Below are 6725 nucleotides of genomic sequence, written 5' to 3'. Positions count from 1 at the left end.
GCAAGAGGGTTCAAAAACATGAAGAATTTCATGGCAATGATCTATTTTGTCTGTGGAGAGCTTGCACTTCCTAAAGCCACCATCATGTAGGGTTACCCACTCGATTCAGCGAATAACCAACAAATCTAGGAAGGGATTGTTAGAGCGCTTCCAATACCGCTACGTCCTTGATGCTATAGGCATCACGAATTATCCGTAGTTCTTTCTTGAGATTCTTTTCTGCTTCACCATCAAGTGAAGAGAAAGGTCTTCTCACGGTTCCTGCATCTATACCGATCCAACTGAGCATACACTTCATGCTTGCATGCATGGGATACTTTAGGACACAGAAGATGATGGCATCAGCCTGCCGCTGCAAGAGTTTAGCCTGTTCCCAGTCACCTCTCTTATATGCGTTATAGAGACCAATGAACAGTTCTGGAATGACATTATAGAAGCTGCCGATAAGACCATCACTACCATAGGCCAAACCGGAAAGTGCCATCTCATCACTACCAGAGTATACCTTGAAATCCTTCCCGATCTCTTCCTTGATCCTGAGAATCTCATGGTGAGTGCTTGCCGTATACTTGATACCCTTCCTATTATCCAGTGTAGCTAGTCCATCAAGATAAATCTGCGATAGACTTTCTATTTAACTTATTATAATATTTTATTTTATGATAGAATATTTCTTATTTTCGCTCAGAGACCCCAAAAGGTATTACGAAATTTGGATCATCATTTCAATCGATATACCCCGCACTCAGAACCGGAAATCTTTCCCCTTCATCTTACCATTCCAACAAGAGAAGCAGGTTGGATAACTCAACCTGGATCGCTTCGACTTAGTTAACGGGCTATCTGAATGAAGAACCCTAATGCTGTCTGTCGCCTTTGTCCAGATGAAGAAAGTATATATAGTTCAACTTTGACATCCATTTTCGCCTCCAAAGATGTAAGGCTATGGAATCCCTTTCAAGGGTTGAAGAGTGCTTTAGAAACCCAACTACATGGTACTAACTCAAGAGTGTGGAATAAGCCAAGGGATAATGGAAGATTCTTATCCATTCAGTAAGAATACGATCACCTTATGAGAAAAAAATGCAAAACAATTACAAGCCAACGAAGACGACACTGAGTTTTCTTGTGAGGCTTACGGGATTCTTCTTAGGGAATTCATCGCTCGGGTATCTCCGGTAGTAAAAAGCAAAATTACACTAATGCAGATGCATGCGCTACCTCGCCTACTCTTCCCGGACTCCGATGGACTCCTTGAAGTTGTAGGAGAAGTGGTAGATAAGTGCTGCCTCGAAAGCCTCAAAATCATGTGCCTTGAGAGCATCGAGAATACGCTTATGCTTGTCATAGCGCAGATTGCCGTCATCAATAAACTTGGAACGGTAGTAGCGATCACAGCTCCAGGCAGAATCGACAAAGGCAATAAGCACATCGTTCTTGATATTCCTCAATATGACCTTATGGAAGTTGGCATCCAAGGTATAGAAATCGATATGGTTGTCAGCCCTTTTCATTGTATTGAGAATCTCCTCGAGTTCAGCAATCTGCCCTTTGGTCATGGACTCGAAGCTCTCACGAGCAAAGCCCAACTCCAAAACCTTGCGTACCTGCTGGGACTGACTGACCAAATCGACATCATCCCCGATAAGATTCAGGAAAATGACACTAGAGAGAAAATTGGAGTTGAAACTGTTGACGACTATTCCTACCCCGGGCTTGCTCGAAACAACCCCGATGATCTCCAACGTCTTGATTGCCTCGCGCAGCACATTGCGAGAGACACCAAGCGCAGAAGCCATCTCCATCTCGGTCGGAAGCTTGTCCCCAGGGCGGAGATTATTCTGCACAATATACCCACGGAGTTCCTCATAGACCTGCAAATACAGTTTCTTGTTCTTCAGATTCTTCATATCATTTCCTACTCACCAACCAAAATTTATTTATAATACCCAACTATATCTTTCTTTTCAATCGAGCTATTTTCCCCTCCTGGAGATAAATCCCATGTGAGTATCCACATGATTCTGCTGTAGCCCATCAAGGAAGGACCACATCTCAGCCATCATTTGGCTATCAGGATGAACAAAGGGACGACGTACATACCCAACATCAATACCAGTGTCCATCATAAGTTGCTTCATGATCCCAAAATGACCGTACTTGACGGCCTTGAGAATGAAACTGGTGGCAATCTTTTGAATTTCGAACGCCTCCTGATACTCACCATTAACACAGAGTTGGTAGATTTCCCCAAAGGTATCGGGAATGATATTGTAGAAGGAACCGATAATCCCATCGGCACCAGCAAGTAATCCCTGGGTTGCCATCTCGTCGCAACCGGAATAGATCATGAAATCAGGGCCAAGCTCCTGCTTGAGTGCAGCCATGTCATGGTGCTGGGTACCAGTGAACTTCAACCCGCACACCCCATCGATGGAAGCAAGGCGAAGGACCAATGAATTGTCCATCAACCCGGCAAGCGCGATGTTGTAGACGATCATGGGAAGGTCTACGGCAGAGGAGATATCGCTGTAGTAGCGGTAGATCTCATCCCCGCTGAAGTGGTAGTAGAACGGAGGAACGCTGCTGATGGCATCGGCCCCGATCTGTTGGGCATGGCTTGCCAAGTCAATGCTCCTCAATGTTCCGATAGCCCCCACATGTACGATGACCGGCACACGCTTATTCACGTGGCTGACCACAGCCTGGGCAAACGTCTTACGCTCCTCGTCACTCATGAGGAACCCTTCCCCCGTACTGCCGGTAATATAGAGACCGTGCACCCCTTCCCTGATCAAATAATCGACCAGAACGCGGGCACGGTTCAGGTCCAGTTGCTCGTTCTTATCGAACGTACTGAACATTGCAGGGATGACACCCTTGATGTGTGAAACACTGGTTTTTGAATGCATAGTAGTAGGCTCCTTAAAAATATGACTCATGAAGGAATATCTCCTCTGGCAAACTCCTCGCCAAAGTGACAACTTACATAGTGCGTAGATCCATTGATGAAAAGCGGTCGCAACTGGGGTACTTCCTGCTTGCACCGCTCCTGGCAGAACGAACACCGGGGATGGAACGGACAGCCCGAGGGAGGATTCATCGGACTGGGGACATCCCCCTGTAGGGGAATGCGTTTCTTCTTCTTGGTGATATCAGCAATGGGGATTGCTGAAAGCAGTGCATTTGTGTAGGGGTGCATGGTGTGCTTGAACAACTCCTCTGTCGAAGCAAGCTCCACCACCTTGCCCAGATACATAACTGCGATGCGGTCGGCAATGTACTCCACAACCGACAAGTCATGGGTGATGAAGAGATAGGTAAGGTTGCGTTCAGCCTGCAATTTCTTGAGCAACTTCAGCACCTGCGCCTGGATGGAAACATCGAGGGCGGAAACCGCTTCGTCACAGACGATCAACTCAGGATTCACCGAAAGAGCACGGGCAATGCCAATACGCTGCCGCTGCCCCCCGCTAAACTCATTGGGATACCGAGTCATGTAGTCGCGGGGAAGATTGACATCAGAAAGCAGGCGTGCAACCAACTCCTCACGTTCCTTCTTTCCCTTCACCCCAAACTTCTTCAACGGATCATTGAAGGAACCAAAAATGGTGAAGGAGGGATTCAAGGAGGAGTACGGGTCCTGGAAGACAATCTGGAGGTGTTTACGGGCTTCGTCCAACTCCGTTCCCTTGAGCTGCAGCACATCCTTCTTTCCGTTAGGGAATGTATAGGTGACCTTGCCCTCGGTTGGTTGGGTAAGACGCAGCAGTGATTTTCCCAAGGTGGTCTTTCCACACCCTGACTCACCAACTATTCCCAGCGTCTCGCCTCGATAGATCTCAAGATTCACCCCATCGACCGCCTTCACGTGCCCCACAGTGCGCTTAAAGACTCCTTTCTTCACCGGAAAGTGGGTCTTCAGGTTCTCTATTTTCATCAACACTTCACGATTCTCAGCCATTGAGCAGCTCCTTGTAGTTGAAGCAGCGGACCATGTGTCCGTCCTGTTCGATGTTGGTCTCATCAGGCATGGCCTGACGACACTGCTCAGTGGCATAATCACAGCGGGGAGCAAACTGGCACCCAACCGGACGGTTGTACGGGTCAGGGGTGGTACCCCTGATGGGTTCCAGCTTCTGGTTCTTCCCCTTGCCCAACACGGGTATGGACTCAAGCAGAGCCTTGGTATACGGATGGGAGGGAGAGGCCATCACCTGTTCGGCCGTCCCACTCTCCACAATGTTGCCCATGTACATGACTGCCACATCGTCAGCCATCTCAGCAACCACTCCCATATCGTGGGTGATCAGGAGAATTGCCATCTCCTTCTCACGCTTGAGGGTAAGCATGAGTTCGAAGATCTGGGCCTGGATCGTCACATCCAAGGCAGTGGTCGGCTCATCGGCGATGAGCACTTTCGGCTCACATGCCATGGCCATGGCAATCATGGCACGCTGGCGCATACCTCCGGAGTACTGGTGAGGATACTCATGTACCCGCTGCACTGGAAGAGGGACTCCCATATCCTTGAGTAAGCGGATGGAGTTCTGGGTTGCCCCTTTCCTGCTCAGGGGCTTGTGGTTACGCAGCATCTCATCAATCTGAAACCCTACGGTAAACACCGGGTTCAATGCAGTCATGGGATCCTGGAAGATCATTGCGATCTCCTGTCCTCGGAGACCTCGCATCACCCGCCCGTTACGCTTGAGGCTTTCAATGGAAACAGGGCCCTCTGCTCCATAGTAGGTGATGGTACCATTTTCTATACGGCTGAGCTCAGGGAGCAACTGCATGATGGAGTTGGCTGTCACACTCTTTCCACAGCCTGACTCACCCACGATACAGAGTGTTCTGGACTTCTTCATGGAGAAGGAGACATTACGCAGCGCCTTATTGCACCGCTGGTTGGTATAAAAATTGACACATAGGTCTTTTACTTCCAGTACGACATTCTGTTCCATATCAACCTACCTGAGTGGGGTCGGCAGCATCGCGCAAACCGTCACCGATGAAGTTAATGGCCATGACAAAGATGGTAATGACCAAACCGACGGGGAGCCACACCCACCATGCATCACGCAGGATGTTGAGGTCCTGGGCAACATTGAGAATATTTCCCCAGGTGGCCTGTTCCAGGGGAACACCAAGACCAAGAAAACTCAAGGCTGCTTCCTGTAGGATGAACATCGCAGTGGAGAGCGTAATATTGACGAAGATGGGACCGATGGCATTGGGAAGCATATGCTTGAAGCTGATCACGAACTTACTGATCCCGAATGCCTGCAAGGCCTGGATGTATTCCTGTTCCCGGATACTGAGCATCTGGGAACGGGCCATACGGTACATGCTCGGCCATCCGGTAAGGATAAAGATTAAAAGAAGGTTCCAGAGACTCTGCCCCACGATTGTCACTAGAATGGAAACCAGAATAATCTGAGGAAAGCTCATCATAATTTCACTCACCTTCATGACCGTGGCATCGAGTAGGCCCCGTCGGTATCCGGCGTAGGTGCCAAGAGAGACTCCGATGAACGCTGCTCCCAAGGCTGAGCCGAGTCCCACGAAGATAGAAATACGTCCGCCATAAAGAATACGAGTATAGATGTCACGCCCAATTTGGTCGGTCCCCATCAAGTGTCCCTCTCCGGGAGGTACGAGGCGGTTGCGCAGGTCGATGGTATTGGGTCCATAAGAGCTAATCAGGGGAGCGGCAATACAGGCTAGAAACATGAGCATGAAGAGAACCAAACCGATAATCGCCAAGGGGTTGGCAGATAACTTACGTAAAGTGCGGCTGGTATTCGAGGAGGAGAGCTTGCCCTGTTCCTCGAGAAGGAGGAGGCGATCCATTTTGCGTTGCAATGCTTTGTTTGCCATAGGAACCTCCTAGGAAAGCTTGACTCGAGGATCGAGCAAGGCGGTAGCGATATCGACCAGGATGCTGGCGATCAAGACAATAAGCACACTGAAGAAGGCAACCATCATGATGATGGGAGTGTTCTGGCTGCGTACAGCAGCAACGAACATCTGCCCTACCCCAGGCCACTGGAAGACCTGCTCGATCACCACCGAGCCGCCGATGAGCATGGGAAGTCGGAAGCCGATGAGGACGGCCACCGGGGTCATTGCCACGCGCAGCCCATGCACCAGGTTCACCCGCCACTCAGGCAACCCCTTGCTGCGTGCAGTCTTGATGAATTCCTTGTTTAGGGAGTCGAGCATGCTTGCCCTTGAATAGCGCATGACACCGGCTGTCATCGAAAGGCCTAGGACGATTGCAGGGAGGATAAGGTGGTCGAGACGATGGAAGAACACTTCATTGCCCGGTGTCATGCGTCCACCCACCGGAAGCCATCCCAGCTTGAATACGAAGAGCACAATCATAATGAGGCCGAAGAGGAACTGGGGAATGGCCACTCCCACCATACCGGCGACGGTAAGTACATTGTCTCCAATACGCCCCTTGTTCAGGGCAGAGACAACACCCAGTAAACTCCCCAGCAAGGTGGAAATCAAGAGGGCAGTAATCGACAGTTCCAAGGTAGCTGGAAGGGTATTTCCCAGCAACTCACTGACGGCTACACCACTTTGCAAGCTATAGCCGAAATCGCCTTGCACCAGATTGGTAATCCAGGAGACGTAGCGGGTCATGAACGGGTCATCAAGTCCGAGTTCTGCACGCAGGATATCCAGCTCAGCGGGGCTGATGGTTGCCAGTGCAT

Annotated in this window: 7 protein-coding genes; all 7 read right to left on the bottom strand. The window is 49.8% G+C overall.

Going from position 1 to position 6725, the window contains the following annotated elements:
• Positions 1-139: 139 nt before the first annotated feature.
• Positions 140-616: a dihydrodipicolinate synthase family protein gene (locus JF818_RS05170; RefSeq protein ID WP_370570307.1), complete on the bottom strand. Its 477-nt coding sequence runs from the start codon at positions 614-616 to the stop codon at positions 140-142.
• A gap of 610 nt (positions 617-1226) precedes the next feature.
• Positions 1227-1910: a FadR/GntR family transcriptional regulator gene (locus JF818_RS05165; protein ID WP_198890900.1), complete on the bottom strand. Its 684-nt coding sequence runs from the start codon at positions 1908-1910 to the stop codon at positions 1227-1229.
• 66 nt (positions 1911-1976) lie between these two features.
• Complete coding sequence (locus tag JF818_RS05160) at positions 1977-2912, bottom strand: dihydrodipicolinate synthase family protein (RefSeq protein ID WP_198890899.1); 936 nt, start codon at positions 2910-2912, stop codon at positions 1977-1979.
• Between the two features lie 26 nt (positions 2913-2938).
• Positions 2939-3964 carry an ABC transporter ATP-binding protein gene (locus JF818_RS05155; RefSeq protein ID WP_198890898.1) on the bottom strand — a complete coding sequence of 342 codons (1026 nt, stop codon included), beginning with the start codon at positions 3962-3964 and terminating at the stop codon, positions 2939-2941.
• Positions 3957-4964, bottom strand: a complete 1008-nt coding sequence (locus tag JF818_RS05150) for an ABC transporter ATP-binding protein (RefSeq protein ID WP_198890897.1) — start codon at positions 4962-4964, stop codon at positions 3957-3959. The genes JF818_RS05155 and JF818_RS05150 overlap by 8 nt, the downstream gene beginning before the upstream one ends.
• A gap of 1 nt (position 4965) precedes the next feature.
• Complete coding sequence (locus JF818_RS05145; protein WP_198890896.1) at positions 4966-5880, bottom strand: ABC transporter permease; 915 nt, start codon at positions 5878-5880, stop codon at positions 4966-4968.
• A gap of 9 nt (positions 5881-5889) precedes the next feature.
• Positions 5890-6725, bottom strand: an 836-nt coding sequence (locus tag JF818_RS05140; RefSeq protein WP_198890895.1) for an ABC transporter permease, incomplete at its 5' end; no start/stop codon positions are given.

The sequence above is a fragment of the Sphaerochaeta sp. S2 genome, assembly GCF_016406725.1.
Classification (GTDB): domain Bacteria; phylum Spirochaetota; class Spirochaetia; order Sphaerochaetales; family Sphaerochaetaceae; genus Sphaerochaeta.
Note: the sequence above shows the minus strand (reverse complement) of the source record. Positions and strands in the feature narration are given on the sequence as shown.

Excerpts from the sequence above, each read along its gene's own strand:
- JF818_RS05165 (WP_198890900.1), bottom strand. The coding sequence starts at position 1,910 with ATGAAGAATCTGAAGAACAAGAAACTGTATTTGCAGGTCTATGAGGAA.
- JF818_RS05150 (WP_198890897.1), bottom strand. The coding sequence starts at position 4,964 with ATGGAACAGAATGTCGTACTGGAAGTAAAAGACCTATGTGTCAATTTT.
- JF818_RS05145 (WP_198890896.1), bottom strand. The coding sequence starts at position 5,880 with ATGGCAAACAAAGCATTGCAACGCAAAATGGATCGCCTCCTCCTTCTC.
- JF818_RS05155 (WP_198890898.1), bottom strand. The coding sequence starts at position 3,964 with ATGGCTGAGAATCGTGAAGTGTTGATGAAAATAGAGAACCTGAAGACC.
- JF818_RS05160 (WP_198890899.1), bottom strand. The coding sequence starts at position 2,912 with ATGCATTCAAAAACCAGTGTTTCACACATCAAGGGTGTCATCCCTGCA.